Origin of the sequence: Rhodococcus sp. W8901 (assembly GCF_013348805.1) — a bacterium.
Classification (GTDB): Bacteria; Actinomycetota; Actinomycetes; order Mycobacteriales; family Mycobacteriaceae; genus Prescottella.
The window spans coordinates 682556-708863 of the sequence record NZ_CP054690.1 but is presented as its reverse complement, the minus strand read 5'-3'; the positions used below and the strand labels follow the sequence as shown (position 1 = coordinate 708863).

The window sequence follows — 26308 nt, the reverse complement described above, 5'->3', positions numbered from 1 at the left end:
GGTCACGGCTTCTCGGCCGTGGTCTTCTTCGCCGCAGCTTTCTTCGCGGGCGCCTTCTTGGCCGCCGTCTTCTTCGCGGCAGCCTTCTTGGCCGGCGCCTTCTTCGCCGCGGCCTTCTTCTTCACCGGACCACGGGCCCGACGGTCGGCCAGCAGTTCGGACGCACGCTCGTCGGTGATCGACTCGACCTCGTCGCCCTTGCGCAGGCTGGCGTTGGTCTCGCCGTCGGTGACGTACGGGCCGAAGCGGCCGTCCTTGATCACCATCGGCTTGCCGGTCGCGGAATCGTTGCCGAGTTCGCGCAGCGGGGCCGCCGCCGAAGCCTGGCGTCCGCGCCGCTTGGGCTCGGCATAGATCTTGAGCGCATCCTCGAGGGTCACCGTGAACATCTGTTCCTCGTTCTCCAGCGAACGAGAATCGGTGCCCTTCTTCAGGTACGGCCCGTAGCGGCCGTTCTGCGCGGTGATCTCTTCCTTCGATTCGGGATCGACACCGACGACGCGCGGCAGCGACAGCAGGCGCAGCGCATCCTCGAGCGTGACGGTCTCCAGATCCATCGACTTGAGCAGCGAGCCGGTGCGCGGCTTGGGGCCGGCAGCCTTCTTCGCGGCTTTCTTTGCCGGTGCCTTCTTCGCGGCGGCCTTGGTCTTGACGGTGCCGTCGGCTGAGGTCTCGACCGGGACGATGTCCGGCTCCGGCTCCCGGGCGGGCTCGGGCAGGATCTCGGTCACGTACGGGCCGAAACGGCCCTCCTTCGCGACAATCTCGTGCCCGGTGAGCGGATCGACGCCCAGCTTGCGTCCCTCCTGCGGGGTCGAGAACAGCTTCTCCGCGTACTCCGGGGTGAGCTCATCCGGCGGCAGGTCGTCGGGCAGGTTGGCGCGCTGCGAGATCGGATCGCCGTCCGGGTCGTCCGGGTTCTGCACCATGCGTTCGAGGTACGGACCGAAACGGCCGACCCGCACGTGGACCTCGCGGCCCTCGGCGTCGTCGAACAGCCGGATCGAGTTGATCTCGCGTGCGTCGATGTCCTCGAGGTTCTCACCGACCATCTTCTTCAGGCCGCCAGCGCGCGCGATCGAGTCGTCGGCCGCCGCCGTGTCGCCGAAGTAGAACCCCGACAACCAGTTGCCGCGCTGTTCGCGGCCGCCGGCGATCTCGTCGAGGTCGTCCTCCATCGCAGCCGTGAAGTCGAAGTCCACGAGCCGACCGAAATGCGACTCGAGCAGGCCGATCACCGCGAACGCGACCCACGACGGAACGAGCGCGCTGCCGCGCTTGTAGACGTAGCCGCGGTCGAGGATGGTCTTGATGATCGACGAGTACGTCGACGGTCGGCCGATCCCGAGTTCTTCGAGGGACTTGATGAGACTGGCCTCGGTGTAGCGGGCCGGCGGGTTGGTGGTGTGGCCGTCCGGGTCGAGCTTGGTGGCGGTCACCCCCTGGCCCTGCGTCAGCGCGGGCAGGCGCGACTCGGCGTCGTCGGACTGGCCACCGGCCTCCTCGTCGACGCTCTCCACGTACGCCTTGAGGAAGCCCGGGAACGTGATGGTGCGACCCGACGACGAGAAGGTGCACTCCTCGCCGGTGCCGGCGGTGCCGGTGATCCGCAGCGTCAGAGTGGTGCCGCGAGCGTCGGCCATCTGCGACGCGACCGTGCGCTGCCAGATCAGCTCGTACAGGCGGAACTCGTCGTTGTCGAGACGCGAATGCAGCTGGCCGGGGGTCTGGAACACGTCGCCGGCGGGGCGGATCGCCTCGTGTGCCTCCTGCGCGTTCTTCACCTTGCGGGTGTACTGACGCGGGCTCGAGTGCACGTACTCGGCGCCGTACAGCTCGGTGGCCTGCGCGCGGGCCGCGGAGATCGCCGACTGCGACAACGTGGTCGAGTCGGTTCGCATGTAGGTGATGTAGCCGTTCTCGTACAGACGCTGCGCGATCCGCATCGTCCGCTCCGAGGTGAAGCGCAGCTTGCGCGCGGCCTCCTGCTGCAGCGTCGACGTCATGAACGGCGCGTACGGCTTACGGGTGTACGGCTTGTCCTCTGCGGACGAAACGACCAGGTCGACGCCCTCGAGCGCCTCCGCGAGCCGGCGCGCGTAGGCCTCGTCGAGCACGGTGACGCCGCTGGACTTGAGCTTGCCGTCGGGTCCGAAATCACGACCGGCCGCGACACGAGCGCCGTCGACCGCCACCAGACGCGCACCGAAGTTGCGGGGGCTGGTTTCGGCGCCCGCGTCGAGCGTGGCCGAGATGTCCCAGTACGACGCCGACCGGAACGCCATCCGTTCACGTTCGCGCTGCACGATGACGCGCGTCGCAACAGACTGGACACGGCCCGCCGAGAGCCGCGGCATGACCTTCTTCCACAGCACCGGGCTGACCTCGTAGCCGTACAAACGGTCGAGGATGCGGCGAGTCTCCTGCGCATCGACCAGATCGTTGTCGAGATCGCGGGTGTCCTCGGCGGCCGCGCGAATCGCGGGCTCGGTGATCTCGTGGAACACCATCCGACGGACCGGGATCTTGGGCTTGAGCGTCTCGAGGAGATGCCAGGCGATGGCCTCGCCCTCGCGGTCGGGGTCGGTTGCGAGGTAGAGCTCGTCGGCGTCCTTCAGCAGACTCTTGAGCTCGGTGACCTTCGACTTCTTCTCAGGGCTGACCACATACAGCGGCTCGAAGTCGTGGTCGACGTTCACACCGAGCCGGGCCCACGGCTCACCCTTGTACTTCGCGGGTACGTCGGCGGCGCCACGCGGCAGGTCGCGGATGTGCCCGACCGAGGCCTCCACGACGTAATTCTTGCCGAGGTAGGGCGCGATCTTCTTGGCCTTCGTCGGTGACTCGACGATGACGAGGCGGCGCGTGGCGGACGCTCCGTCCGCCGTGCTCTTCTCCCGTGATGCCACCAGCTGTCCGCACCTTTCATGCTCGATCAGTGCCGCTGCGCACCTGATGCGAATCTCGTCTCCGCCCCCGTTATACCGGGTCCGGTCAGTTACAGGGTGTCACACCAGGAAGATGAACGCGCATATCCGTCCCGCTCCGTTCGCTCAAATGTGCGGCCAGTTACGTCGGGCATCGACATCGTCGGGCGGCAGACCGATGTTCTCGGCGAGATGCATGAGCCGTCTTCGACCCGAAATGCGCAATCCCGGGGAGGCCCCCCGAATTCCGACGATCGTCGGCGCCACCCCCGCCCGCATCAGCGATTGGGCGAGCACCACGTGCGTGTCGGGGGCGTGCGGGTCGAGGCCGAGCACGTAACGCTGGCCGTCCGCCTCGACCCGTCCCGATGCCAGTACCCACGCTCGTTGCTCCCGGGATCCCGGAATCCAACCGTCCGGTACCGCTTTGACGGCGCCGCGTGTCCACTGCGTCGCCAGATCCGCCAGCTGCGGAACCGGGGCCGTGCGCACCAGCGGGCGCCCCTCCTCGGATGTACTGATCTCGGCGTCCAGGCCTGCGTCCCGCATCAGTTGGGCGATCGCCTCGGCCCGCCACCTGCTGTCGACAACGACGGATACCCGGGCCCCCTCCTTCGAGGTGACCACCTGCCCCTGCGCCGCGAGCAGGCCACCGAGGTCGGCGACCGCAGGCGGCACCGACTCGGCGGAGAAGAACGACAGCTGAGCCACAAGGTGGACAGTAGGCCAAGATCCCGCGTCATTCCCGCGGATCGCGCATCTGCCACGCGGGACGGGGAATCACCCCACAACGAACTCGTCCCCCACCACCGTTGCCGGTGGCAGGGGACGAGTCAGGCAGCGGTCAGTAGGACCGACCTTGAATCAATCGTTCAGTTGGTGAACAGATCAGATCGCGCGAACGCCGGTGGCCTGCGGACCCTTGGTGCCCTGGCCGACCTCGAACTCGACGCGCTGGTTCTCCTCGAGGGTGCGGAAGCCGCTGCCCTGGATCTCCGAGTAGTGGACGAAGACGTCAGCGGAGCCGTCCTCGGGTGCGATGAAGCCGAAGCCCTTTTCCGCGTTGAACCACTTCACAGTGCCCTGTGCCATGCTTTTCCTTCTCTTTCTTACACCGGATTCGATGGACAGCACTTCCGGTCCATCGGGCCGGTTCCGACCGCTGTACTTTCTCGATTCCCCCTCAGGAACGCATAAGCACCGCGCTCGCAACATCGATCCTGCGGGCGTTTAAACGAACACAGAAGCTGCGACCAGGTCATAGTCAACCACGTCCGACGCGCCCGCAACAGTCGAAAGACGAACAAAAACTGCAAATAGTTGATCTTGCACCAAGTGCCACTCCAACTACTGTCGGGTACACCCCTCCCGAACACCCAGCCCCGGCCGCGGATAGGATCAAAACCGCAGGTCCAGCGCGCGCAACGCGCCCAGGACGCCGACCGACGACAATTCCGGAAGAGGCCCCGTGAACCCCTCGCCCCACTCCCGCGACACGGGAGAAAACGGCGACAACTCGTTCGGGCGGACACTTCTCGAGCGTGTACTGGCAGGTACACCGGCGGGCGAACAACCTCTGACGTTCACCGCCGAACTTCCGCCGCGGGTTTCCCGATTCGCCGAATGGCCCGAGTGGGCTGCCGATGCCGCAGTACGCGCGTTGCGGGCCGCCGGTATTCCACAACCGTGGAGCCATCAGGCCGAGGCGGCCTCGATCGCAGCGGCCGGCGAACACGTCGTCGTCGCGACGGGTACCGCGTCCGGTAAGTCGCTGGCATATCAACTCCCGGTCCTCACCGCCCTGGCGGGCGATTCCCGCGGGACCGCGCTGTATCTGTCCCCGACCAAGGCACTCGGCGCCGATCAGTTGCGCGCCGCGATCGCGCTCACCGAGTCCGAACCCGAACTCGGGTCGATCCACCCGAGCGGCTTCGACGGCGATACCCCGACCGAGGTCCGCCAGTGGGCGCGGGCGAACTCCCGCTGGATCTTCACGAACCCGGACATGCTGCACATCGGGATCCTGCGTTCACACCAACGCTGGTCGCACCTGTTCCGCAATCTGCGGTACGTCGTGGTCGACGAGTGTCACTCCTATCGCGGCGTGTTCGGATCCAACGTCGCCCTGGTGCTGCGTCGGTTGCGTCGCATTGCGGCACGCTACGGAGCGAACCCGGTGTTCGTCCTCGCCAGCGCGACCACCGCCGATCCCGGCGCGGCCGCGTCTCGGCTCATCGGCGCCCCGTGCGCCGAGGTCACCGAGGACGGCTCACCGCACGGGCCCCGCACCATCGCGCTGTGGGAGCCGCCGCTGCTCACCTCGGTCACCGGGGAGAACGGCGCACCGGTCCGACGGGCCGCGGGATCGGAGGCGTCGCGCATCATGGCGGATCTGCTCGTCGAAGGCGCCCGCACGCTGACCTTCGTCCGGTCGCGCCGCGGCGCGGAACTCACCGCAATGGGCACCCGTCGAGCGCTGACCGAGATCGACCCGGACCTGGCCGGGCGCGTGGCCGCCTACCGCGCCGGATACCTCGCCGAGGACCGCCGTGAGCTCGAGACCGCGCTGGCCGACGGCAGGCTACTCGGCGTCGCCACGACGAACGCTCTCGAACTCGGGGTGGACATCGCCGGACTCGACGCCGTCGTCGTCGCCGGCTTCCCCGGCACCGTCGCCTCGTTCTGGCAGCAGGCCGGGCGTTCCGGCAGGCGCGGCGAGGGATCGCTCGTGGTGCTCGTCGCGCGCGACGACCCACTCGACACCTATCTGGTGCACCACCCGTCGGCGCTGCTGAATCGTCCGGTCGAGGCGACCGTGACCGACCCGACCAACCCGTACGTCCTCGGCCCACAGTTGTTGTGTGCGGCGCTGGAGCTGCCGTTGTCCGATGCCGAGGTCACCGACTTCGGCGGGACGGAAGTGCTGACCGAGTTGGCCGCGCAGGGCCTGATCCGGCGTCGGGCGCACGGCTGGTTCGTCACCGCCGAGTCCGATCCGCACAGCAACCTCGACATTCGCGGCGGCATCGGCGGCCAGGTCGCCATCGTAGACGGCGAATCCGGGCGACTGCTGGGCACCGTCGACACCGGCCGCGCCCCGGCGACCGCGCACCCGGGGGCCGTCCATATCCACCAGGGTGAGTCGTTCGTCGTGGACCATCTGGATCTCGACGAGGGCATTGCCCTGGTGCATTCCGAGGATCCGGACTGGACCACATCTGCCCGCGAGATCACAGACATCGCGATCAGCGACGTCGCCGAACACAAGCCGTACGGCGACGTGGGCGTCGCGCTGGTGCAGGTCGAGGTGACGCACCAGGTGGTCGGCTACCTGCGCCGGCTGTCGTCCGGCGAGGTGCTGGACTCGGTGGAACTCGACATGCCCGCCCAGACCCTGCAGACCCGGGCCGTGATGTACACGATCACACCGGAACTGCTGGAGGAGTCGGGCATCGGTGCCGATCGCGTCCCCGGCGCGCTGCACGCCGCCGAGCACGCCGCGATCGGGCTGCTCCCACTGGTCGCAACGTGCGACCGCGGCGACATCGGCGGCGTCTCGACGGCGCTGCACCCGGACACCGGCCTGCCGACGGTGTTCGTCTACGACGGCCACCCCGGCGGGGCCGGGTTCGCCGACCGCGGCCACGCCGAACTGGTCCGCTGGCTCAGCGCGACCCGGGACGCGATCGACTCGTGCGAGTGCGCCGCCGGCTGCCCCTCGTGTGTGCACTCCCCCAAGTGCGGCAACGGCAACCATCCGCTCGACAAGGACGGCGCGGTCCGGGTTCTCGCCGCGGTGCTGGCGGCGGTGGACCCGGACCGCACGGTGGCCTGACGCGCTCACTCGGCCGGTCCGGCCCGCGCGATTGCGCGAGCGGGGCCGACGACGAACGACACCGATCCCACCCGCACCTCCGCCCCGACCACCACGTCCCAGCCGCTCACCGTGCACTTCGGCACCGTGGCGCCCATCCGGACTGCGATCGACACGGCTGCCTCGCAGGGCGATTCGTCGCCGTCGGACAGCGCGGAGGCCGCCGCGAGCGCCGCCAGATCCGCGGCCGCCTGCGCCCGATGACGAGCGGCGACCGCCCCGCCGACGTGTACGAGTCCGGCCGTGACTGCGACGAGCGCCGCCAGCGCGAAGCACGCGAACACCGTCGCACCGCCGGACTCGTCCTCCCGAAGACGCGTCACCCGTCCGTCACCCTCGGTTCGCGGACCGCGACCGCCTCGGCCGACAACTCGACCAGCGGCAGCAGCGATGCGCGCGCCCGCACGGTGGCCACGACGAACTCCCCGTCGTCGTCGAGCGTGATCTCCGCACCGGATGGCGCGACCCGGCCGGCCACGGACACTGCGTTGGCGCGGTCGTCGCGGGCGGCCAGCCTCGCCGCCTCCCGGGCCGCGTCGATGCATCGCACCTGCGCCGAGACCGCGACGATCGCCCCGACACAGAGCACCACCACGGTCACGATGGAGGCGATCGCGATCGCCGCCTCCACCGTGACCGCACCGTCCTCCCGCCGCAGGACGGACCGCGCCGTCACACCGACGTGGCCAACGCCTTGTCGATGATGCCGGTGAGCGCGGAGACGATCGAGTCTCCGGTCACGACGGTGTAGAGAATGGCGCCGAACGCAGCGGCGGCAATGGTGCCGATCGCGTACTCCGCGGTCGACATGCCGTCGTCCGCAGTCGCCGCGAGGACGAGTCGCGCCTGCATCTCCTGAAACTTCTTCCCCCACATTGGACTTCCCTTTCGATCGATTCCGGCACGGCCCTTCCGCGCCGGACACCCCTCCCCCGGTCACAGGAGCCCACCCTGGAGCACCTGACCGGCCAACCCGATCACCACCGGGACGATTCCCAGGCAGATGAACGCGGGCAGGAAGCACAGTCCCAACGGACCACTGATGAGGACGCCGGCCCGCTCTGCCGCGGCCACCGCGGCGTCCTCGGCATCGCCGCGCTGCTGCGCGGCCAGTTCCCCGATCGCCGCCGACAGTGCGGCACCCGATCGCGCCGACCGCCGCGCCATCCGGGCGAGCGCCTCCGTCGCGGGTTCCGCCGCGACGACATCCCACGCTGTCGCCGGATCGGCACCGAGCGCCAACAGATCCGCCGTACGCCGCAAGGAATCCGCGAGCGGGCTCGGTGCGGACCGCGCGGTGGCGGCGGCCGCCGTCGACACCGGCAGCCCCGCCTTGAGGCATGCCGCCAACAAGTCGAACGCGCCCGCGACCGCCATCGGGTCCGCCGGACCACCGGTCGCGCCCGCGTTCGGGATGTGGACGTCCGCCGTTCCGGTGTTCGATGTTCCGATGTTCGGCACCCCGGACGCCCACAACCGCCGTCGTGCCCGACCCGATCCGGGTACGACGAGGACCGCCGCCGCCACCAGGATCAACGCCGGCCACATCAGCTCACCACCCGGCCGACGATGCGGTCTGTCCACAGCAACCCGACCGCGACCAGCACGGTGCCGGTCACGAGCAGCGCGCCGCCGAGGCCCCCACCGAGGAGGACCCGCACCGGGGACGCACCCATGAGTTGACCGAGCCCGATTCCGAGGGCCGGCAGCCCGGCCAGGACCGCCGCGGTGGCCCGCGCCCCCGCCAATCCCGCTTCGGCACGGGTACGGAATCGGCTGCGTCCCAACAGGTCTGTCCGTGCGGCATGGAGAAGCTCGGCCAACGCGAGACCGTGGGCCTCGGCGACCGCCCACGCATCCGCGATACGCCGCAGGTCATCGGCCACGACGCCCCCGTTCGCCACTAGGCCGCTCGCCGCGGAGCCACCGAGTCGGGCGCGCGCGGCCGCGCTCCGGAACGCCTCCGCGGCCGCCCCGTCGCATTCCTGCGCGGCAGATTCGCACGCCGCAGCGGGATGCGCCCCGACCCGCAGCTCACCGATCACGACATCCAGGCCCGCCAGCACGCTCCGTCGTTCCCGCTCCCGGTGCGCCGATGCGGAGCGCCGGCGGCGGCGTCCCCGCGCAGTGGCCGCCCCGACCGCCGCCGCGACTGCGGCGGTCGGCGTGCCCAGTACGGCCAGCGGAATGCACCCTGCGAGCGCGAGATCGAACGGCGAGAGCCTCAGCCGCGACATCCACGACGGAGTCGAAGGCTTGGGCATGACCGACGACATCGATCGCAGCCGCCGACGCGTGCTTCCGCTCGGGGCGGCCAGAATCGCCACCGCCAGGCACAGTATTGCCGCGATCACTGCGCACACCTGGCGTCCAGTAGCTCGCGCAACGCCCGGGATCCCGGTCCCGCGCCGGATTCCCACGTCCACGCCGGGACGAAGCGAACGACGTCCGACGAATCCCGTTCCAGGACCCCGATTTCCACGAGCCTGCGGCCTCCCGACGCATCCCGCCGGACATGCATCACCACCTGGACGGCTGCGGCCAGCTGACTGTGCAGGGCCTGCCGATCCAGCCCACCGAGCGCCGCGAGAGCTTCGAGCCTCGCCGGGACCTCCCCTGGAGAGTTGGCGTGCACCGTCCCGGCGCCGCCGTCGTGGCCGGTGTTGAGCGCGGTGAGCAGGTCGACGACTTCCGCACCACGGACCTCACCGACGACGATGCGATCGGGCCGCATACGCAGGGACTGCCGGACCAGGTCCCGCACCGTGACCTCGCCGACCCCCTCGACGTTCGGTGCGCGTGCGACCAGGCGGACCACGTGCGGGTGCGCGGGTGCGAGTTCGGCGGCGTCCTCGACGCACACGATCCGCTCCGCGGCACCGACCTGTCCGAGCATGGCCGCGAGCATGGTGGTCTTGCCGGCACCGGTTCCGCCGGTGACGAGGAACGCGAGCCGCGCCCGCACGATCGCGTCGAGCAGCGCGCGTGCCGCAGGGTCCACCGCACCGCCTGCGGTGAGTTCGTCGAGCCCTTGGGTCGCGGGCCGAAGCACCCGCAGCGAGACGCAGGTGCCGCCCTGCGCGACCGGCGCGAGCACGGCATGGAGGCGAACCCCGAAGTCGCCGTGGCCGATCGACGGAAGGCGGCCGTCGACCCAGGGCTGCGCGTCGTCCAGACGGCGCCCCGCGGACAGTGCCAGCCGCTGCGCGAGCCGCCGGACCGCGGCCTCGTCGGGAAAGGTCACCGCGGTCCGCTCGAGTCCGGTGCCGCGGTCGATCCACACCTCGTCGGGCGCCGTCACCAGGACGTCCGCGACACCGGGCACCGCGAGCAGCGCCTCGAGCGGGCCCGCGCCGGTGAGTTCCGTCTGCAACATCCGCAGCGCGGCCAGCAGGTCGGTGTCCCCGAGGACCCCACCCGATTCGGCGCGGATGGCCGCCGCCACCGTCGCCGGCGTGAGCTCGCCCTCGGTGAGCGCGAGGCGGTCACGCACCCGCTCGAGCAGATCGGCGGACTCGAGCGTATTGACCGCGTTCACGCGGACCACCGCCCCGGCCGGGCGCCGAGCAGGTCGAGTACCGCGCGCGCCCCCGCGCCCAGCGGAGACCGGGAGCCGAGGTCGAGTCCGCCCCGTTCGAGCATCGCATCGAGGTGTGACTCCGGTCGCATCGCGGCGATCAACGGCACCCCGAGCGTCTCGGAGAGGTCGGCGCCGCGCAGTCCGCCCGGAGCAGGACCCCGAACAACGATGCCCTGATTGGGGTTTCGCTCGGCGATCCGTGCGAGGACCCGTTCGGCCGCCAGACCCGCCCGCACCGTGGCCGGCACCACGACCACGACGATGTCGGCGATGTCGAGCAGACTGTCACTGGCCGCCGACGCCTGCCGAGGGATGTCGCACACCACCAGTTCGCCGGCCCGGCGGCCGGCTTCCGCAACTGCCGTCACCGCGGCCGGCGTGGGCCCAGCGACGTGGGCGCGGCCGCGGTCGCACGCGAGCACACCGACGCCGGGACGGGGCGACGGCAGCGCCGCGTGCAGGGCCTCGGCCGAGACCTGCCCGCCCTCGACGGTCAGGCCCGACCACCGCGGCCCCGGCGCGTTCTCGAGACCCAGGAGCAGGTCCACTCCCCCGCCCATCGGGTCCGCGTCCAGCAGGATCGTCGACGAGGTCGACGATGCGGTGTTCCTTCCGGGCCCGTGCCGCTGTGTCCGCCGGGGAGCCCGGGACCCGACCGATTCGACCGCGACGGCTGCCGCGAGCGTCGAGGCGCCGGCGCCACCGCAGCCGCCGATCACCGCGACGACGGTGCCGTCGCCCTGCCGTCCAGCACCCCGATCGCCGAACACCGTCACGAGCGCGGCCTCGTCTTCGGGGACGCCGAGGACACTCTCGGCACCGACCGCCGTGGCCGCCTGCCAGTCGGGCAGCGTGGGTGGACCGTCGCAGACGAGCAGCACCCGGTCGCGGCGCGGGAGTCGCGCCGCGCACTCCCGCGCCGCGGTCGTGTCCACCACCACCAGGTCCGCCTGCTCCCACGCTCGCCGTCCGGGCAGCCCCGACATCGAGTCAAATGTTTGATCGGTGGCGGCCGCGACCGAGCGCAGGGTCTGCACCACGGCGCGAGCACTCACCAACGCGAGCACTCCGGGCCGCCCGGAGGCAGACGGCGCGCGGGAATCGATGTCCATGACAGCAAGCCTGCGCACCACCGACCCGACAGAAAAGCAGGTTTCGGGGAATGTGCACAGAATCGGGGGCTGTGGATGAATTCTGGTACAGACGTACAATTTTTCGATCGGCACGGATGAGGCCGAATTACCGCGCCCGGCAGCGGATTGCCGCCCGCGGCCGCACGCCGGGAACCCGGGAATCCCGACGGAACGCTGCGAAAATGCCCCGGATAACGCCGGACGGAAACCTTGGTGAACCACAGGATCCGGAACCGCGGACGGACGGCGAGCGCGCGTCATCACCGCGATTTCGAACCGGGAAAGGAGAAGTTAGGGGACGACCCCCGCCAGGGGGGGAGGAGGCGGGGGTCGTCAGAGTTCAGCCCCGGGGGGTCGGGCTGAACACGCCTGGATCGCGTCCAGGTAGAAGCAATAATACACCCAGATCCAGGTTTATTTGCAAGTTCATCAATTCGCAGGCCCGCCCGGAACGTCCGATTAGACCTCACCGCCCGCCCCGCCACATCCCGTGTCGTCGATCGCGGCGCGCAGCCCCTCGCCTATCCTCGGTCAGGTGAACGCCTCCCCGAGCGAACTCACCGAACGCGGCCGCGTGGCCGCGTTCTTCGATCTGGACAAGACCGTGATCGCCAAATCGAGCGCACTGGCGTTCAGCAAGCCGTTCTTCGCGCAGGGGCTCATCACCCGCCGCTCGGTGTTGCAGAGCAGCTACGCGCAGTTCCTCTTCCTCCTCTCCGGCGCCGACCACGACCAGATGGAGCGGATGCGTACGCATCTGACGAATATGACGGCCGGCTGGGACGTCGAGCAGATCCGCGGCATCGTCGCCGAGACGTTGCACGACATCGTCGATCCGTTGATCTACGCCGAGGCGGCCGATCTCATCGCGGACCACAAGCTCCGCGGCCACGACATCGTGATCGTGTCGGCGTCGGGCGAGGAGGTGGTGGCGCCCATCGCCGAGGCCCTGGGCGCCACGCACAGCACCGCGACCCGCATGGTGGTCGAGGACGGCCGGTACACCGGCGAGCTCGAGTTCTACTGCTACGGCGACGGCAAGGTCGAGGCGATGCACGCGCTCGCCGACCGGCACGGCTACGACCTGTCGCGGTGCTACGCGTACTCGGATTCGGTGACGGACATACCGATGCTGCAGGCCGTCGGCCACCCGACCGCGGTCAATCCGGACAGGGCTCTGCGAAAAGCAGCCGCCGAAAGCGCTTGGCCCGTATTGTCTTTCTCCAATCCGGTTTCGCTGCGCGCCCGGCTCCAGTCGCCGTCACGCACCACCGTAGCGGCGGCCGCGGCGGTGCTCTCGAGCGCCGCCGTCGCGGGCGTGTTCACCTACAGCATGCGACGCCGGAAGCGATGAACGCGCATCTGCCACAAAGGAAAATTGCCACTTGAAGTGGGTCGGAGCACGGGGTACAAAGGAGTTACGGAAGGCCACAGGCCAGGACCGATCCGGAAGAGAAGGATCGATCCCCCAAACGGACTTCCCAGCACGGACACCAGGCACCCACGCGAAGCAGCAAGCCACTATAAGGGCAGAAGCGTTGTGGGCCTGCGTGACTCGGATGACTGACGGTGAGGACTCCGCACTGGTTGCGGGGACGACCCGGCACCGCCCGAGCCCACGCCGAGGCCGTTGACACACAACCCACATTTGCACGCTTGGTAACCCGGCAGTCCGTGCTAGCGGGTGGCGGCACCGATCATCGTCGGTGACACCACCCGCTTCGCATGTGCGGGCACGATCCCGCGCCCGATCACACCTCAGCCGGCGGCGGCCTCCGCGATCGACATCGCCTCCCGCGCTCCGGCCTCGAGCGCGCCGCAGCACAGGATCACCCAGCTGCCCACGCCCTCCGGCGTGCCCGATGCGAATCCGGTGATGCCGTCCCGGTACGCCGGAGCCCGCCGCATCCAACTCACCTCCGGCACACCCAGATTGTGCGGGTCCAGTCCGGTTGAGGTGGCCACCAGTCGAGAGGCAGCGCGGGCGACGATGCCGTCGGCGACCCCGAACGGTCGGAGTGCGGCCAACTCGCCGTGGACGACGGCTGCGAGCACTGGCGCCGGAACCCGGGTGCCCCCGGTGATCAGCTGGGCCAGCATGTCCAGCCGCTCCCCCACTCCCGGATCGCTGCGCGGGCGTCCCAGCGCTTCCGGATCGTCGACGAGGTCCGCGGCCGCGAGCAGGTGCAGGCGGGCCAGGGCCTGTAGCGGGGCGCGCTGCCAGGTGGGGAGGATGACCGTCAGCGAATCCCTGTCCAGGGCCTGCGCGACGCGCAACGCACCGGACAGCACGGGATCGCCGACGGTCCCGGGGAGGGGCAGCTCGGTCGACCCGCCGTCGATCGACGCGGACGCGCGGGCGGCGCGGACGGACGCCTCGGTGGCGGTCTGCGGCCAACCTCGGCGGTTCGTCTTGTGCCGATGCACCTCGCCGAGCGCGTCGCGCGCGCGGTCCGCTGCCTCGCGCACACCGGGCAGGTCCAACAGCGGCTGCAGGGGATCAGTCACGGGATCACTCACGGTTGCAGACGCTACCCCGCCGCCCCGCCCGCCCCTCCGCGGTCCGGTCGCGGCCGCCGGCCGCTGGGGATCGCGTCGAGCAGCCGCCGGGTGTACTCGTGGCCGGGGCGCTCGAACACCTCCTCCGTCGGCGCGGACTCGACCACCCGACCCTCGTGCATCACGACCACCCGGTCGGCGATCCGGCGCACGACGGCCAGATCGTGACTGATGAACACGTACGTCAGACCCAGCTCGCGCTGCAGCTCGTCGAGCAGCCGCAGGATCTGGTCCTGGACCACGACGTCGAGCGCCGACACCGCCTCGTCACACACCACCAGATCCGGCCCGAGCGCCAGCGCCCGCGCGATCGCGACCCGCTGGCGTTGACCGCCGGACAGCTCGGCGGGGAAGCGTCGCATCATCTCCGCCGGCAACGCGACCCGATCCAGGAGTTCACGCACTCGGTCGACTCGGTCGCCGCGCCCACCGATCCGGTGCACCCGCAACGGCTCCTCGACGATGCGAAACACCGAGTACGTGGGATCCAGGCTGCCGTACGGATCCTGGAACACCGGCTGGACCCGGCGTCGGAAGCCCTTCTCCCGGTGCTCCGGTGCCGCGATGTCCGTGCCGTCGAACACGACCGAACCGGCGTCGGGTGTCAGGAGTCCGAGGACCATGCGCGCGACCGTCGACTTACCGGATCCGGACTCGCCGACGATCGCGGTCGTGGTGCCCCGCTCGACGGCGAACGAGACGTCGTCGACGGCGGTGACGACGCCGCCGTCCATGTGACGGCCGCGTCGCGCGCCGCGATGCCGGAACACCTTGCGGAGGCCGGCGACGACGAGCAGCGGTGCGGCACTCAGCGCCGGCGGACGAGGCCGCACCGACCCCGCCGACAACGACGGCGCCGCGGCCACGAGCCGGCGCGTGTACGGATGCTCCGGGTCCTGCAGAATCCGTTCGGCCGGACCGGATTCGACGACCGACCCCGCGCGCATCACCACCACGTGCTCGGCACGCTCGGCGGCGACGCCCAGGTCGTGCGTGATGAGCAGCACCGCCGTGCCGAGTTCGCCCGTCAACTCCGCGAGGTGGTCGAGGACGCGCTGCTGCACCGTCACGTCCAACGCCGAGGTCGGCTCGTCGGCGATCAGCACGCGCGGACGCGCCGCGAGGCCGATCGCGATCAACACCCGCTGACGCATACCGCCCGAGAACTCGTGCGGATACTGCCCCTCCCGCGCCTCGGCGTCGTCGAGGCCCGCCTCCCCGAGCAGTTCGGCCGCCCGCCGGCGCCCGCTTCGCCCCTTTGCAATCCCGTTGGCGGCCAGCGTCTCCCGTACCTGGAATCCGATGGTCCACACCGGATCGAGGTTGGTGGCCGGGTCCTGCGGCACGAATCCGATCCCGTTCCCGCGCACGCGCACGAACTCGCGCTTCGACGCCCGGGCCAGATCCACGCCGTCGAACAGGATCCGGCCCCCGGTCACCCGCCCCGAGCCGGGCAGCAGATCGATGATCGAATGCGCGAGCGTGGACTTGCCGGAACCGGATTCGCCGACGACAGCCACCGTCTGGCCCGGATGCACCGTCAGGTCGACGCCACGCACCGCGTGCACCGCGCCCGCACCCGACCCGAAGGTCACCGCGAGGCCCTCGACCGCGAGCACCGGATCGGTCATCGTCGCCTCGCCGTGGTCGGGTCCAGGGCGTCCCGCAGCGCGTCCCCCAGCAGCACGAACCCCAGCACGGTGACGGCCAGGGCTCCGGCCGGATAGAACAGGATGGGCGAGCCCCGCCGCAGCGTCACCTGCGCGGTACTGATGTCGCCGCCCCACGACACGGTGCTGGGCGGCAACCCGATCCCGAGGAACGACAGCGTCGCCTCCGCAACGATGAACGTGCCCAGCGACATCGTGGCCACGACGATGATCGGGGCGAGCGCGTTGGGCAGCACGTGGCGCAGCAGGATCCCCGGACGAGTCATTCCCACCGCCCGCGCCGCGAGGACGTAGTCGTGCGATTTCGCCGAAATGACCGCTCCACGAGCAATTCTCGCCATCTGCGGCCACCCGAAGAGCGCCAGCACCGCAACCACCGTCCAGATGGTGCGGTCGGCGAACAACTGCATCAGCACGATCGCCGCGAGGATCAGCGGGATCCCGAAGAAGATGTCGGCGACGCGCGACAGCAGCGAATCGGCCCAGCCGCCGTAGTAGCCGGCCAACGCACCGAACAGCACACCGGTCACCGTCACCGCGACCGTGACGCACACGCCCACCGTCACCGACGGCCGCGCGCCGTACACCGTCCGCGCGTACACGTCACAACCCTGACGATCGAACCCGAACCAGTGCCCGGCGCGCGGCGGTGCGAGGCTGTCCGCGATCGTGCAGTAGTGCGGATCGACGTCCGTGAACACCGACGGGAACAGCGCCACCGCCGCCACGACGAACAGGATCAGGCACGCGACGAAGAACATCGGCCGCCGCCGCAGTCGCTGCCAGGCCGATGCCCACATGCCGCCGCCCCCGGACGGATCAGACATAGCGAATCCTGGGATCCAGCACCGCGTACAACAGATCGACGAGCAGGTTCGCCACCAGGTACACGACCACCAGCACGCTCACGAACGACACGACCGTCGGCGCCTCACCGCGGATGACGGCCTGGTAGATCGTCCCGCCGACGCCGTTGATGTTGAAGATGCCCTCCGTGACGACGGCACCGCCGACCAGCGCCGCGAGGTCCACGCCGAGGAATGTGACCACCGGGATCAGCGAGTTGCGCAGCACATGGACCCACACGACCCGCGGCCGGGACAGCCCCTTCGCGGTCACGGTCCGCACGTAGTCGGCCGTGAGGGTGACGGCGACCGATGTGCGCGTGAGCCGCAGGACGTACGCGAACGACACCGACGCGAGCACACACGCGGGCAGCAACAGTCGCGCGACGCTGGTGTCGGCGCCCACCGTGGGCGGGGCCAGGCCCCAACGGATTCCGATGAAGAACTGGGCGAGGAACCCGATCACGAACACGGGGACCGCGATGAGTACCAGACTCAGGATCAGCACCGTGCTGTCGAACAGGCCACCCTGCCGCAGGCCCGCGAGCAGTCCGGCCCCCACGCCGAGCACCGTCTCGATCGCCACCGCCATCACCGCAAGCTTCAGGGTGATCGGAAATGCCTGTGCCAGAACTTCACTGACCGGACGCCCGGAGTACGACGTCCCGAAGTCCAGGGTGAGGATGCCCTTCAGGTATTCCAGGTACTGCACCAGGAACGGCTGGTCCAGATGGTACCGCGCGCGCAGCTGCTCGGTGACCGCCGGCGTGAGCGCCCGGTCACCCGCCAGCGCGGCGACCGGATCCCCGGGCAGCAGGAACACCAGCGCATAGATGAGGAACGTGGCCCCGAGGAACACCGGGATCATCTGCAGGACACGGCGGCCGGTGTATCGCAGCATCGGTCACTTCTTCTCGACCAGGTAGTAGAGCGGCACACCGTCCCATCCGATCCGGACGTTGGTCACGTACTCGGACCACCCGCCGGACGCGTTGCGGTTCCAGTTGGGCACGGCAGGCAGGTCCCGCAGCAGGATCTCCTGGGCGCGGTCGATCAACTGCTGCGCCTCGACCGGATCGGTCGCGCCCGCCGACGCGCGCAGCAGGGCGTCGAACTCCGGGTCGGAGTACTCGCCGTCGTTGGAACTGCCTCCCGTCTGATAGTTCTGCGCCAGGAACCCGTACTGCTGCGGGTAGTCGGCCTGCCAACCGGACCGGAACGCCGTCCGGATCGTGTGCTCGGTGGCCTCGGTCCGCAACTGCGCGAACGTCGGATACGGCGCACCCCGGGCGTCGATGCCGAGGGTGTTGCGAATGCTGTTGCAGACGGCGTCCACCCAGTCCTGGTGTCCGCCGTCGGAGTTGTAGGCGATCGCGAACGTCCCACTCCACGGTGCGATCGCGTCGGCCTGCGCCCACAGTTGTCGGGCGCGGTCGGGCGCGAAGTCGAGGTTGCCGACTCCCACCAGGTCGGGGGTCCAGCCGGGCACGGCGGGGCTGGTGAAGTCCCGTGCCGGTGTCCGGGTGCCAGCGAACAGCCGGTCGGTGATCTGTTGTCGGTCGATCGCCTGCGAGATGGCCTGCCGGCGCAGCCTGCCCTCCTCGCCGCTGAAGCGCGGCAGGCGTTCCGGGATCGTGAAGGTCTCGATCGTCGCGGACGGCTGGTTGACGGTGCGCCCCGGCAGATCGTCCTGGAACGTGTCGAGTGCACTCGACGGCACCCCGTCCAGGACGTCCAGGTTGTTCGACAACAGATCGGTGTACGCGGTGTCGAGATTGCTGTAGAGCACGAAGCTCACGCCCTCGTTGCGGGCGGAACGATTGCCGCGATAGTCCGGGTTGGACAGCAGATCGATGCGCACATTGTGTTGCCACGCATCGTCGTTGGCGAGCCGATACGGGCCGTTTCCGATCGGATGTTGCCCGAACGCGGCCATGTCGGCGTACGCGGCCCGCGGCAGGGGGTAGTACGCCGCGAACCCGAGCCGCATCGGGAACGCCGCCTCCGGCTGCTTCAGCGTGATCGTCAACGTGCGGTCGTCGACCACCCGAAGCCCGGACATCGTCATCGCCGTGGGATTCGCGACCGCGACGTCGTCGTAGCCCTGGATCGGGTCGAAGAACGACGACTGCAACTGTGCGTTGGTGGACAGGGCGCCATAGTTCCACGCGTCGACGAACGACCGCGCCGTGACGGCGGTGCCGTCGGTGAACGTCCACCCGTCCTCGATCGTCACGGTGTAGTTCTGCCCGTCCGCCGTCTCGATCGACTGCGCCACCTCGTTCTCGACCCCGCCGTCGGCGGTGTACGAGACCAGGCCCGCGAACAGCGCGTCGAGGACCCGACCACCGGTGTTCTCACTCGTGTCCGTCGGGATCAGCGGGTTCTGCGGTTCGCCGCTCCACGCGTAGACGATGCCCGTGCCCGAACCCACCCCGCCGGTGCACGCCGCGAGCAGCGACGCGGCCAGTGCCACCACCAGCGCCGACACCGCGGCGCGTGCGATCCGTCGTCGAACAGCCACTGCCCACCTCCCGAAGTGCTCGGTTGGTGGTTGCGACGATAGACAGCCTTCGATCGCGGCCGCCGGGGTCCGGTGGCCCCCGGTCGGATCGGCACCGTTTCGAAGCCCGATCGCAACGTCGTACCGAGCCGCGTCGCCGAATCCGCGGCGAGATGTCCGGGTGCAAACCGTGCGCGCGAACCATCCGTCGCAGAGAATCGACCGGTAGTCGCAGGCAGCGACCGCTCCGCGGGAGGCGACCCTGCGACGCCGGTCACGTGTGACTACCCTCACACGTGCGAGAACCGTCGCAGTGACATTTCCCGAGGCTCCGCCCGAGGACTCGACCGAAAGAAGGCAAGCCGAGATGACGAGCAGTGCTACCGACGCCCACGAGGTCTACCCGCCCAGCGCAGAGTTCACGGCCGCCGCGAATGCCGGCCCCGAACTGCAGGCCGCGGCCGATCGGGATCGGCTCGCCTTCTGGGACACCCAGGCACGCCGGCTGGACTGGGCGACGCCGTGGACCGAGGTCCTGGACTGGTCCGACGCCCCCGTCGCCAAGTGGTTCGTCGGCGGCGAGCTGAACGTCGCCTACAACTGTGTCGATCGGCACGTCCTCGCCGGCAACGGCGACCGCGTCGCGATCCACTTCGAGGGTGAGCCCGGCGACAGCCGCGACATCACCTACAACGACCTGCTCGCCGAAGTCAGCCGCGCAGCAAACGCTTTCACCGAGCTGGGTCTCGTCGCGGGTGACCGGGTTGCGATCTACATGCCGATGATCCCCGAGGCGATCGTGACGATGCTCGCGTGCGCCCGCCTGGGCCTGACCCACTCGGTGGTGTTCGCCGGATTCTCGGCAACCGCGCTGCGTTCACGCATCGACGACGCCGCTGCCAAGCTCGTCGTCACCGTGGACGGACAGTGGCGTCGCGGCCAGGCCGCCCCGCTCAAGCCGGCCGTCGACGAGGCCGTCGCGGGCGCCGAGTCCGTGCAGAACGTGTTGGTGGTCAAGCGAACCGGTGCCGACGTCGACATCACCGACGGCCGGGATCTGTGGTGGCACGACACCGTCGAGAAGGCGTCCGACAAGCACGAGGCGCAGGCCTTCGACGCCGAGCACCCACTGTTCATCCTCTACACGTCCGGCACCACGGGTAAGCCCAAGGGCATCATCCACACCTCCGGCGGCTACCTGACGCAGGCGTCGTACACGCACCACAACGTGTTCGACCACAAGGCCGGTGAGGACGTCTACTGGTGCACCGCCGACATCGGCTGGGTCACCGGACACAGCTACATCGTCTACGGGCCGCTGAGCAACGGCGTCACGCAGGTGGTCTACGAGGGCACCCCCAACTCCCCCGACGAGCACCGCCACTTCCAGATCATCGAGAAGTACGGCGTCTCCATCTACTACACCGCGCCGACGCTGGTGCGCACGTTCATGAAGTGGGGCCGCGAGATCCCCGACGCGCACGACCTGTCGTCGATCCGGCTGCTCGGTTCGGTGGGCGAGCCCATCAACCCGGAGGCATGGCGCTGGTTCCGCGACGTCATCGGCGGCGGCACCGCGCCGATCGTCGACACGTGGTGGCAGACCGAGACCGGCGCGATCATGATCTCGCCGCTGCCCGGCATCACCGCCACCAAGCCCGGTTCCGCGATGGCCCCGCTGCCCGGTATCTCCGCGAAGATCGTCGACGACGAAGCCCGTGAACTCGGCGCCGGCGGCAGCGGCTACCTGGTCCTCGACGAGCCGTGGCCGTCGATGCTGCGCGGCATCTGGGGCGACATGGACCGCTACCGCGACACCTACTGGTCCCGCTACGCCGAGGAAGGCTGGTACTTCGCCGGCGACGGCGCCAAGTACGACGAGGACGGCGCCCTGTGGGTGCTCGGCCGCGTCGACGACGTCATGAACGTCTCCGGCCACCGCATCTCCACCTCCGAGGTCGAATCCGCACTCGTCGGACACCACGCCATCGCCGAGGCCGCCGTCGTCGGCGCCGCCGACGAGACCACCGGCCAGGGCATCGTCGCGTACGTCATCCTCCGCGAAGGCATGGAAAATACTGGCGAACAACTCATTTCGGAACTACGCGCGCAGGTCTCCACCGAGATCAGCCCCATCGCCAAGCCGCGGCAGATCACCGTCGTGCCCGAACTGCCCAAGACCCGCTCCGGCAAGATCATGCGCCGCCTCCTGCGCGACATCGCAGAAGGACGCGACCTCGGCGACACCTCCACCCTCGTCGACCCCAAGGTGTTCGACGCGATCCGCGGCCAGTAGTCCGGCGTCCTGCCGGGCGTCCTCTCCGGTCCCGACCGGACCGGAGTGGACGCCGCTCGAGGATGTCAGATCGAGTCGAGTTCGGGGGCCGCCCCGGATGACGTCGACCCTGGTGGCGGTCAGGTCTCCGACTGGGGATCCACTGGCTCACCGACCTGATCGCGGGCGCACTACTCGCCGCCATCTTCGTGACGATCGGTTCCGCTGCGCTGCAGAGATCGACGACGTCTCCCATCGCGGCGGGCGGATCGACGCCGGCCACGCAGCCAAACCTCACCAGTACGACAGATCACCAGGTCACAGCACCGGTGCAGCGCACAGGCGTAGCGTGACCGGCAGGGAACCGGGAACGCAGGGTCCCGGAGACGAGGGTCACGATGGCGCCCGCGATGCGGGGCAGGATCGGAAACCTGCCCCTCGATCTGACCAGTTTCGTCGGACGTCGCCACGAGGTGACCGAGGCGAGACGACTCCTCTCTGCCTCCCGTCTCGTGACGCTCACGGGCATCGGCGGAGTGGGCAAGACACGACTCGCGCTCCGGGTCGCCGCCGACTCCAGGCGCGCCTTCGACGACGGTGTGTGGCTGGTCGAATTCGGTGAGCGGCGCGACCCGCAGCTGGCAGCCGAGGCAGTGGCGGCGGCGCTCGGCCTGCGGGAGCAGTCGGCGGTCCCCACCACGCAGATCCTCACCGATTACCTGGCCTCCCGGAAGATGCTGCTCGTCCTCGACAACTGCGAGCACCTGATCGATGCCGTCGCGAAACTCGCCGAGGCCCTGCTGCGGGCGTGTCCCGAACTACGCATCCTGGCGACGAGCCGGGAGCCGCTCGCGATCGGCGGGGAAACCGTGTTCCGCGTCCCCCCGATGAGCTTCCCCGTCCCGGACGGATCGACGCCGACGCGGGCGTTGGCAGAGTACGAGGCGGTGAACCTGTTCGTGGAGCGGGCCGGCGCCGCGGTTCCCGGATTCGAACTCACCGAGGACAACCGCGACACGATCCTCGCGATCTGCGCCGAGCTCGACGGACTTCCCCTGCCCATCGAACTCGCGGCGGCCCGGCTGCGGGCCATGTCGGTCAACCAGGTCCTCGAGCGGCTGACCGATCGGTTCCGCCTGCTCACCGGGGGCGGCCGAGCCGCGCCCGACCGTCAGCAGACCCTGCGCATGAGCATCGACTGGAGCCACGACCTGTGCGCCCCGACCGAGCAGGAGCTGTGGCGGCGGCTGTCGATCTTCCCGCGCGGATTCGAACTCGATGCGGCCGAGGCGATCGCGGCTGGCGACCTCGCCGCGCACGATCTACTCGACATCGTCGCCTCCCTCATCGACAAGTCCATCCTGATCCGCGAGGAATACGACGGCGTCGTGCGATACCGGTTGCTCGAGACGCTGCGCGACTACGGCCTCGAGCGCCTGCACGCGGCCGGCGAGCACGACGCTCTGCGCCGCCGGCACCGGGACTGGTACCAGACGTTGACGCGACAGTGCGAGGACGAGTGGATCGGCCCGAACCAGCCCGCGTGGGTCGCGCGACTCGAGCGCGAACGGTCCAACCTGCGCGATGCGCTCGAGTACTGCATGACCAAGCCCGGCGAGGCCGAGAACGGCCTCCGCATCGCGAACGTGCTCTATATGTTCTGGATCTCCCGTGGCCTCCTCAACGAGGGCCGTCTCTGGCTCGGCCGGGCGCTGGCGGCGCAGGGCGGCGATCCGACGCCCGAACGGGTGAAGGCGTTGGCCGCGGCAGCGCTCCTCGCCGCGAACCAGGGCGACGTCGCAGCGGGGGAAGCCCTGGTCGCCGAGGCATCCGACGTCGCCGCCCGGATCGGGGATCGCGAGACCGACGTCGACGTCATCGATGCTGCCGGACACCTGCAGATCTACGCCGGCGACCCGTCCGAAGCGATCCGGTTGCTCCGCAGCATCCTCGACACCGTCCGCGCCGGCCGGAATCGGCTCCGGCACGTCACCACCGTGCTCGGCCTGGCAACGGCGACCGCGGTACTCCGCGAGCGCGAGGAGACCACCCAGTACACCGCCGAGGTCCTCGACATCACCAGCGCCCACGGAGAATCGATCTATCGCTCGTACGCCCTGAGCATGCAGGGACTCGCGCTGTGGCACGACGCTCCGGAGGAGGCGCGTCCCCTGTTCGAGCAGGCGGTGAAGTTGAGTGGCGATGTCGACGACCTGCTGGGGACCGCGGTCTGTGTGGAAGCGCTCGCCTGGACGGCCACGGCGACGCACGACTTCCCGCGGGGCGCGACCCTGCTCGGTGCCGCCGACACCCTGTGGTCCGCGGCCGGAAACCCGGGTGTCGTCATCCCGGCGCTGCAGTACAACCGCGAGGAGGCCCGTGGCCTGTGTCAGCGCGCTCTCGGTGACCGCGCATTCGACGCGGCCGTCCGCCAGGGATCAGGGTTCACGCGGGACGAGATCGTCGTATTCGCGGCCGAGGGAGAGCTCCCCCGTCAGGGCTCCGCCGAGCGCGCCGCCACCGATCTGACGCCACGCGAACAGGAGGTTGCCGAACTGGTGGCGCAGGGCCTGACCAACAGGGCCATCGCCGAGCAGTTGGTGATCTCGCAGCGCACCGTCCACGGCCACGTCGAGCACGTGCTCGCGAAGCTCGGGTTCAATTCGCGCACCCAGATCGCCGCCTGGGTCGTCGAACAGGGGAAACAGGTCGAAGACGACGCCGTGTGACACGGGGCCGGGCACCTACCCGATCGGGAAATAGGTATGCCCCCCGGCAGTTCTACCGTCGTGCTCTTGCGTCGCAGTTGGAACTGTGGGAGTCGGACATCCCAAGCTTCACGAAGTCGAGGTATCCCGATGCAGAACCAACCTCCCCGCACCACCACCGTGGACCGTTTCACGATCGGCCGCTGCGACGACTGCGGCTCACTCCTGGCCCCGGAGGCGTCGACGTGCTCGTCGTGCCGCGGCACCGAGATCAGCCGGACGCCGTCGGAGGGCACCGGGTCGATCGTCGCCTGGACCGTCCTCGAGGTCTCCCCCAGCCGGACGTACACCGATGTCATCCCGTACACGATCGCGATCGTCGCACTCGACGAAGGACCGTGGACCTACGCCTGGATCGAGGGTGCTCCGATGGAGGGCGCCGAGCGTCCCCGCGTCCGCTACTCCCGCATGATGTCCGGCGAGCCCTACCCGCTGTTCGTCCAGCAGACGTGCTGATCTGCCTCGGCCGAGCCGGCAGAGGCAGGAACCTCGACAAAGAACGAAGGAGGGTGTGACCGCGACGGTCACACCCTCCTTCGTATCCCGGCCGGGATCAGATCTCGTCGAGCGACTCGTCCTTGGTCTCGCGCATCACCAGCAGCGCGACGAACGTGAGCGCCGACGCGATCAGCAGGTAGATACCCACCCAGCCGACGCCGTAGCTCGTGGCCAGCCAGGTCGCGATGAACGGGGCCACCGCGGCGCCCAGGATGCTCGCGGTGTTGTACGCGATGCCGGAGCCCGTGTACCGGACATTGGTCGGGAACAACTCCGGCAGCACCGCACTCATCGGGCCGAACGTCAGGCCCATCAACACCATGCCGATGATCAGGAAGACCAGCATCCGGGCATCGGTCATGCCCTCGGTCCCGAGGAGGAGACCGAACGTCAGACCGAAGACCATCATGGCGGCGGTGATGACCAGCAGCGTGATGCGGCGCCCGTAGCGGTCGGCGAGCCAACCGGCGAGCGGGATGGTGGCCGCGAAGAACAGCACCGCCACCAACTGCAGAACCAGGAAGTCGCGGTACTGGAATCCGGCACCGTACCCGCCGTCAGCGGCGGTCTTGCCGGTCCCGTAGCTGAGCACCCACGTGGTCATGATGTAGAAGAGCGTGTACGTCGCGAGCATCACGAACGTGCCGATGATCAGCTGACGCCAGCTGGTCTTGAAGACCTCCTTGAGCGGGGTCTTGACCTTCTCGCCGTTGGCGACGGCCCGGGCGAACACCGGCGTCTCCTCGAGCTTGAGGCGCACGTACAGACCGATCATCACCATCAGCGCGCTCAACAGGAACGGAATTCGCCAGCCCCACGACAGGAATGCGCTGTCGAGGTCGGGATCGGAGCTGCTGGTGTAGCCGAGAGTGAGCGTGATCAGCAGGAACAGGCCGTTGGCGAAGAAGAACCCGATCGGTGCGCCCAACTGCGGCCACATCGCGGCCCACGCCCGCTTGCCGCTCTTCGCGGTCTCCGTCGCCAGCAGTGCCGCGCCGGACCACTCACCGCCGAGGCCGAGACCCTGGCAGAAACGCATCAGGGCCAGCAGCGCCGGCGCCCAAAGCCCCACCGCGTGATAGGTGGGCAGCAGGCCGATCAGGAACGTCGCGATGCCCATCGTGAGCAGCGATCCGACGAGCGTGGCCTTGCGACCGATGCGGTCACCGAAGTGACCGAACAGGATGGAACCGAGCGGCCGGGCGACGAACGCCAGACCGAACGTCGCGAACGACGCCAGCAGCGCGGTGGTGTCGTTGCCCTTGGGGAAGAACAGGTGCGGGAAGACCGATACCGCGGCCGTCGCATAGATGTAGAAGTCGTAGAACTCGATCGAGGTTCCGACCATGCTCGCGACGACGATGCGGCTGCGCGGGACGCCGCCCACCGTCGACGCGTCCGCCGGGGCGCCGGCCGTCGATAACTCGTCCTGTCCGCGCTCGGCGGACTCGACATCCTTGCTCACGTGACAATCTCCTGCACAAACATCTCGATGGCTCCCCCGCCCGTGAGCTGGTTCCCAAAGTTCCACTGAATGGAAATCCATCCCAAACCTTAGGAATTGAACACGGCGCGCACACGAAGTCGCAACCGACGGTTACCGACTGAACGGTTGCAAAGAACCCGTTAAGATCTAGGAGGAGTGCCGGGAAGTCTGGTCGGCGACAGCTTTGCCG

At 69.3% G+C, this 26308-nt stretch carries 21 protein-coding genes; 5 read left to right on the top strand and 16 right to left on the bottom strand.

Annotated elements, in window-relative coordinates:
- Window positions 1–2 precede the first annotated feature (2 nt).
- From topA to HUN07_RS03255, 3 genes are all read right to left on the bottom strand, one after another.
- Window positions 3–2909: a type I DNA topoisomerase gene (gene topA, locus HUN07_RS03265; RefSeq protein WP_174907901.1), complete on the bottom strand. Its 2907-nt coding sequence runs from the start codon at window positions 2907–2909 to the stop codon at window positions 3–5.
- Between the two features lie 144 nt (window positions 2910–3053).
- Window positions 3054–3638, bottom strand: a complete 585-nt coding sequence (locus tag HUN07_RS03260; protein ID WP_114721033.1) for a hypothetical protein — start codon at window positions 3636–3638, stop codon at window positions 3054–3056.
- Window positions 3639–3815: 177 nt separating this feature from the next.
- Complete coding sequence (locus tag HUN07_RS03255; protein WP_005515803.1) at window positions 3816–4019, bottom strand: cold-shock protein; 204 nt, start codon at window positions 4017–4019, stop codon at window positions 3816–3818.
- Window positions 4020–4395: 376 nt separating this feature from the next.
- On the opposite strand from HUN07_RS03255, the gene HUN07_RS03250 reads away from it, so the two are divergent.
- Window positions 4396–6762 carry a DEAD/DEAH box helicase gene (locus tag HUN07_RS03250; RefSeq protein ID WP_114721036.1) on the top strand — a complete coding sequence of 789 codons (2367 nt, stop codon included), beginning with the start codon at window positions 4396–4398 and terminating at the stop codon, window positions 6760–6762.
- A 5-nt stretch (window positions 6763–6767) separates the two neighbouring features.
- Here HUN07_RS03250 and HUN07_RS03245 read toward each other — a convergent pair whose 3' ends face one another.
- From HUN07_RS03245 to ssd, 7 genes are read right to left on the bottom strand one after another with little or no spacing between them, the layout of a single operon-like run.
- Window positions 6768–7124 (bottom strand): Rv3654c family TadE-like protein, encoded by a 357-nt coding sequence (locus HUN07_RS03245; protein WP_174907899.1) that lies wholly within the window; start codon window positions 7122–7124, stop codon window positions 6768–6770.
- The gene (locus HUN07_RS03240; protein ID WP_174907897.1) at window positions 7121–7477 is read right to left on the bottom strand and encodes a TadE family type IV pilus minor pilin; all 357 of its coding nucleotides are present in this window, start codon (window positions 7475–7477) and stop codon (window positions 7121–7123) included. Before HUN07_RS03240 ends, HUN07_RS03245 begins: the two co-directional genes overlap by 4 nt.
- Window positions 7474–7677: a DUF4244 domain-containing protein gene (locus HUN07_RS03235; RefSeq protein WP_114721041.1), complete on the bottom strand. Its 204-nt coding sequence runs from the start codon at window positions 7675–7677 to the stop codon at window positions 7474–7476. Before HUN07_RS03235 ends, HUN07_RS03240 begins: the two co-directional genes overlap by 4 nt.
- Window positions 7678–7737: 60 nt before the next feature.
- A complete protein-coding gene (locus HUN07_RS03230) occupies window positions 7738–8352 on the bottom strand; it encodes a type II secretion system F family protein (protein WP_441346814.1) in 615 nt (204 codons plus the stop codon).
- Window positions 8349–9155, bottom strand: a complete 807-nt coding sequence (locus HUN07_RS03225) for a type II secretion system F family protein (RefSeq protein ID WP_174907893.1) — start codon at window positions 9153–9155, stop codon at window positions 8349–8351. Before HUN07_RS03225 ends, HUN07_RS03230 begins: the two co-directional genes overlap by 4 nt.
- Window positions 9152–10339, bottom strand: a complete 1188-nt coding sequence (locus tag HUN07_RS03220; RefSeq protein WP_174907891.1) for a TadA family conjugal transfer-associated ATPase — start codon at window positions 10337–10339, stop codon at window positions 9152–9154. Before HUN07_RS03220 ends, HUN07_RS03225 begins: the two co-directional genes overlap by 4 nt.
- On the bottom strand, window positions 10336–11493 hold the full coding sequence (ssd, locus tag HUN07_RS03215) for a septum site-determining protein Ssd (RefSeq protein WP_174907889.1): 1158 nt from the start codon (window positions 11491–11493) through the stop codon (window positions 10336–10338). The genes HUN07_RS03220 and ssd overlap by 4 nt, the downstream gene beginning before the upstream one ends.
- A 556-nt stretch (window positions 11494–12049) precedes the next feature.
- On the opposite strand from ssd, the gene HUN07_RS03210 reads away from it, so the two are divergent.
- On the top strand, window positions 12050–12868 hold the full coding sequence (locus HUN07_RS03210) for an HAD-IB family hydrolase (protein WP_114721374.1): 819 nt from the start codon (window positions 12050–12052) through the stop codon (window positions 12866–12868).
- 404 nt (window positions 12869–13272) lie between these two features.
- On the opposite strand, the gene HUN07_RS03205 is transcribed toward HUN07_RS03210, so the two are convergent.
- From HUN07_RS03205 to HUN07_RS03185, 5 genes are read right to left on the bottom strand one after another with little or no spacing between them, the layout of a single operon-like run.
- Window positions 13273–14022 carry an oxidoreductase gene (locus tag HUN07_RS03205; protein WP_174914390.1) on the bottom strand — a complete coding sequence of 250 codons (750 nt, stop codon included), beginning with the start codon at window positions 14020–14022 and terminating at the stop codon, window positions 13273–13275.
- 23 nt (window positions 14023–14045) lie between these two features.
- Window positions 14046–15704, bottom strand: a complete 1659-nt coding sequence (locus HUN07_RS03200; RefSeq protein WP_174907887.1) for a dipeptide ABC transporter ATP-binding protein — start codon at window positions 15702–15704, stop codon at window positions 14046–14048.
- The gene (locus tag HUN07_RS03195) at window positions 15701–16570 is read right to left on the bottom strand and encodes an ABC transporter permease (protein WP_397484594.1); all 870 of its coding nucleotides are present in this window, start codon (window positions 16568–16570) and stop codon (window positions 15701–15703) included. Before HUN07_RS03195 ends, HUN07_RS03200 begins: the two co-directional genes overlap by 4 nt.
- Window positions 16563–17489 (bottom strand): ABC transporter permease, encoded by a 927-nt coding sequence (locus HUN07_RS03190; RefSeq protein WP_174907885.1) that lies wholly within the window; start codon window positions 17487–17489, stop codon window positions 16563–16565. The genes HUN07_RS03195 and HUN07_RS03190 overlap by 8 nt, the downstream gene beginning before the upstream one ends.
- A 3-nt stretch (window positions 17490–17492) precedes the next feature.
- Window positions 17493–19112 carry a peptide ABC transporter substrate-binding protein gene (locus tag HUN07_RS03185; RefSeq protein WP_174907883.1) on the bottom strand — a complete coding sequence of 540 codons (1620 nt, stop codon included), beginning with the start codon at window positions 19110–19112 and terminating at the stop codon, window positions 17493–17495.
- A 346-nt stretch (window positions 19113–19458) separates the two neighbouring features.
- On the opposite strand from HUN07_RS03185, the gene acs reads away from it, so the two are divergent.
- From acs to HUN07_RS03170, 3 genes are all read left to right on the top strand, one after another.
- Window positions 19459–21387 carry an acetate--CoA ligase gene (gene acs, locus HUN07_RS03180; RefSeq protein ID WP_114721066.1) on the top strand — a complete coding sequence of 643 codons (1929 nt, stop codon included), beginning with the start codon at window positions 19459–19461 and terminating at the stop codon, window positions 21385–21387.
- Window positions 21388–21764: 377 nt separating this feature from the next.
- The gene (locus tag HUN07_RS03175; protein WP_174907881.1) at window positions 21765–24095 is read left to right on the top strand and encodes an ATP-binding protein; all 2331 of its coding nucleotides are present in this window, start codon (window positions 21765–21767) and stop codon (window positions 24093–24095) included.
- Between the two features lie 129 nt (window positions 24096–24224).
- Window positions 24225–24590 (top strand): Zn-ribbon domain-containing OB-fold protein, encoded by a 366-nt coding sequence (locus tag HUN07_RS03170; RefSeq protein ID WP_174907879.1) that lies wholly within the window; start codon window positions 24225–24227, stop codon window positions 24588–24590.
- Between the two features lie 97 nt (window positions 24591–24687).
- Here the strand turns inward: HUN07_RS03170 and HUN07_RS03165 are convergent, their stop codons facing one another.
- Window positions 24688–26019: an MFS transporter gene (locus HUN07_RS03165; RefSeq protein WP_114721378.1), complete on the bottom strand. Its 1332-nt coding sequence runs from the start codon at window positions 26017–26019 to the stop codon at window positions 24688–24690.
- Between the last annotated feature and the right edge of the window lie 289 nt (window positions 26020–26308).